A 3396-nucleotide genomic window follows, 5' to 3' on the forward strand; every position below is an offset into this window, starting at 1 on the left:
GGGCGGGTGGCGGGCGGTTCCGGTACGGCGGCAGCGGCGACGAGCTGGCGCAGGGCGCCGTAGTAGACCTCGTGGTCGGTCAGGGCGGGCAGGATCGCCGCCACGTTCCCCGACAGGGCCGGATACTCCTGCGGGTCGAGGGCGGCCAGCGCGGTACGGGTGAGCGCCTGGGTGCCCCTGGGGTCGCGGTGGTCGACGAAGCTCGCGCTGCCGAGGGTGAGCAGGTACATCCGCCGGTACGCGGTGATCGCCTCCTGCGGGGTCATCCCGGCCGCGAGGCTGTCGGCGAGCTGCGGTTCGACGAGGCGGGCCAGCAGGTTCGGGCCCAGCCAGGGGCGGGCGCCGCGCAGCGCGAGCAGGCCGGGGTGGTCCGACAGCAGCCGGTACAGGGCGGCGAACCGCGTCTCGGTGGCCGTGGCCCAGTCGGTGCCCGGCTCGATCTCGGGGAGGCGGGCGGCCAGGTGGTCGGTGCACAGGTCCAGCAGTCCGGCCAGGTCGGTGCAGCGCCGCTGCAGCGAGGCGAGGGAGATGCCCAGCCGGGCGGCGAGGGCCCGGAACGTCAGCGCCCCGGGCCCGGCCTCGTCGACGAGCCGCAGCGCGGTCTCCGCGATGCGGTCGGGGGTCGCACGGTCCAGGGACGCAGAACTCCGGGGCATGCGTGTCAGTGTACGGTACGGCGTATCGGTACGGGGTTCCCGTACCGATACGGGTCCCCATGCAGGCACGGGGACCCTGTGCAGGTACGGAGAACCCGTGGCGGTACGGGGCGTACGGGACCCGAGGCCGCGCAAGGCCCGGTCGCCCTGAGGGCGACCGGGGCCTGTCAGCGGCTGTGCGTCACCGGCTGCGCGGTGGTGTCGTGAACGTCTCGTCGAAGTCCTCCTGCCGGACCACGCTCAGGGCCCAGATGATGAAACCCGAGGTGGCGATCATGACGATCGACCAGACCGGGTAGTACGGCATGGAGAGGAAGTTGCCGATGATGATGAGCCCGCCGATGGCGATGCCGGCGACCCTCGCCCAGGTCGCCGCCTGGAAGAGCCCGACGCTCACGATCACGGCCACGGCCCCCAGGGCGAGATGGATCCAGCCCCAGACGGTGAGGTCGAACTCGAAGACGTAATTGGGTGTGTTGACGAAGATGTCGTCCTCGGCGACCGCCATGATCCCCCGGAGGATGTCGAGCACACCGGCGATCATGAGCATGATCGCCGCGAAGACCGTCAGGCCTTCGGCCCAGTGCCGTCCGGCCGAGTGCGTGTGCGTCCCGCCGGTGTGTGTCGCAGTCATACCGATGCCTCGATTCAGTGTCGTGCGCTGCCGTCAGTGACCGGCCGCCGAGGCGCCGGCGCCCGCTCGCCCCGAGGTGCCGGCGCCGGAGCCACTCAGCACCAACTCCTTCGCCCGGTGGAACTCCTCCTCCGTGATGTCGCCGCGGGCCCTGATCTCGGACAGCCGCGCGAGTTCGTCGACGCTGCTCGGCCGGTCCGCGCTCCGGGCCGTCTCCCGGACGTACGAGTCGAAGGCCTGCTGCTGGGCACGCGCCTGCGCCACCTCGCGGTGACCCATGTTCTTGCCCCGCGCGATCACGTAGACGAAGACGCCGAGGAAGGGCAGGAAGACCACGAACACCAGCCAGCCGGCCTTGCCCCAGCCGCTCATGTCGTCGTCCCGGAAGATGTCGACGACGATCCGGAACAGCAGGACGAACCACATGATCCACAGGAAGAAGATCAGCATGGACCAGAAGACGCTCATGAGCGGATAGTCGTAGGCGAGGTACATGTCTTTCCTCCGTCCTGGGCCTTCGCCCAGCCGTTTTCCACCGTTTTCAGCGTGCCGGGGCGAGGACCCGGCAGCTTCACCCGGAGCGGGTGAGAGGGCCGGGCGCGCACCGCACGGCCGGAAGGCGCCGGTCACGGGGTGGCCGGGCCGGGGGCCGCCTCCTCCCCGGGCGCCGTGGCGGCCGCGACGGCGACGAGGACCGCCACCGCCGCCAGGACCACCAGGACCAGGACGAGGACGAGCGCCACGGCGCCGACCGTCGGGTGGTTCCAGAGCACCAGGGCCAGGGCGCCCGCGCCGATGACGACGCCGGTGACCACCGAACGGCGGGCGGCCAGCCGGCGCCCCACGGGGCCGACCCGCAGACCGGCCCGGCCCAGCGCCCGCCCGGCGGCGCCCGCACCCCGCCGGGCACCGCCGCGCAGGCCGACGGCCGCCCGCCCCGGGCCGTACAGGTAGGCGGCCAGCGCCGTGATCAGCGCGACGACGAGAAGGGTGCGGGTGCTGTCGCGCAGGAAGCGCACGAGGGTGTCGAAGACCGCGGCGGCGGCCTCCGGCGTCAGCGCGGCGGCCGGGACCGAGTCCAGGTAGATCCGCCGCACGGCCGCCAGCGCGACCAGCAGCACCACCGTCATCAGGCCGATGCCGAGCGCGCTGACCAGCAGCATCACCCGGTGCGCGGGGGCGGTCCAGACCGCCAGGGCGGCGAGGCCGACGGTGAGCACGGGCAGCCAGGTGCCGACGATGTCCAGGAGGCGCATCGCGTCCTGCGCCCGGGCCAGTTCCGCGGTGCGGAACAGGGTGACGGTCCGGTCGCTGTCCGGGATGGCGGCGGCCTTCTCGAAGCCCTGGTCGACGAGGCGCTCGCGCACCTGGTCCACCACGGCCCCGATGTCCAGCTCGACGGCGTCCCCCGTGGCGCGCAGCGCGCCGTGCCGCTCTCCGGTGAGCATGCGCAGCACGGCGGCGTGCGCCCGCCGGTTCGACCCCTCCCACACCTGCTGGAAGAGGTCGCTCGTGACCACCCGCTCGACGTTGCGGCGTACGACGGTCCGCACCGCGGAGTTCAGCGGGCCGGTGAGCGCCCGGGAGCTCTCCACCACGCGCGGCGGCGCGCCGCCGTCCGCGAGCACCTTCGTCAGCGAGTCCGTCACCGCCCGGACGTCCACCTGCTGCACCACGCGGTCGGTCAGCCGGTCGGTCACCACCTTCTGCACGGCCGGGTCCGACGCGAGGGGGGCGACGGTCTCGACGTACCGGTCGGTGTCGGAGACCGTGTCCTGCACCCAGGCCGCGACGACCGCCAGGGGCGCCAGCAGGAGGGCCAGCAGGAGCAGGACCGCGGCGCCCAGCCGGCGCACCCGCCGGTGGCGCAGGGTCGCGGCCCCGCGCAGCCGCTCGTACTCCGCGCGTTCCGCGGGGTCCAGCGCCGTGCCGGTCGCCGCGGGACCCGCGGAGTGCGGCGGTACGGAACTGCCGTCCGGGACCATGACTCCTCCTCGGAGGTGGGCGCCCGGCAGTGGCTCACTGCCGACGCGTTACGGAGCCTGCGGTGCCCCGGCTCCGGCGCCCGGCGCCGGAGAGGGCGGGGACCTCAGCCGGTCCCGGCGG

At 73.6% G+C, this 3396-nt stretch carries 4 protein-coding genes; all 4 read right to left on the bottom strand.

Going from position 1 to position 3396, the window contains the following annotated elements; genetic code table 11:
• Positions 1–656, bottom strand: a 656-nt coding sequence (locus tag FGF04_RS33330; protein WP_149515127.1) for a TetR/AcrR family transcriptional regulator, incomplete at its 3' end; no start/stop codon positions are given.
• 181 nt (positions 657–837) lie between these two features.
• Entirely contained in the window at positions 838–1290 is a 453-nt protein-coding gene (locus FGF04_RS33335) for a DUF7144 family membrane protein (RefSeq protein WP_149515128.1), read from the bottom strand.
• A gap of 33 nt (positions 1291–1323) precedes the next feature.
• Positions 1324–1785 (bottom strand): SHOCT domain-containing protein, encoded by a 462-nt coding sequence (locus tag FGF04_RS33340; RefSeq protein ID WP_149515129.1) that lies wholly within the window; start codon positions 1783–1785, stop codon positions 1324–1326.
• Positions 1786–1916: 131 nt separating this feature from the next.
• Entirely contained in the window at positions 1917–3275 is a 1359-nt protein-coding gene (locus FGF04_RS33345) for a hypothetical protein (RefSeq protein WP_149515130.1), read from the bottom strand.
• Between the last annotated feature and the right edge of the window lie 121 nt (positions 3276–3396).

The sequence above is a fragment of the Streptomyces apricus genome (assembly GCF_008369065.1).
GTDB lineage: Bacteria > Actinomycetota > Actinomycetes > Streptomycetales > Streptomycetaceae > Streptomyces > Streptomyces apricus.

What these genes read in the sequence shown, in the direction of transcription:
- FGF04_RS33345 (WP_149515130.1), bottom strand. Translation starts at nt 3,275, where the DNA reads ATGGTCCCGGACGGCAGTTCCGTACCGCCGCACTCCGCGGGTCCCGCG.
- FGF04_RS33340 (WP_149515129.1), bottom strand. Translation starts at nt 1,785, where the DNA reads ATGTACCTCGCCTACGACTATCCGCTCATGAGCGTCTTCTGGTCCATG.
- FGF04_RS33335 (WP_149515128.1), bottom strand. Translation starts at nt 1,290, where the DNA reads ATGACTGCGACACACACCGGCGGGACGCACACGCACTCGGCCGGACGG.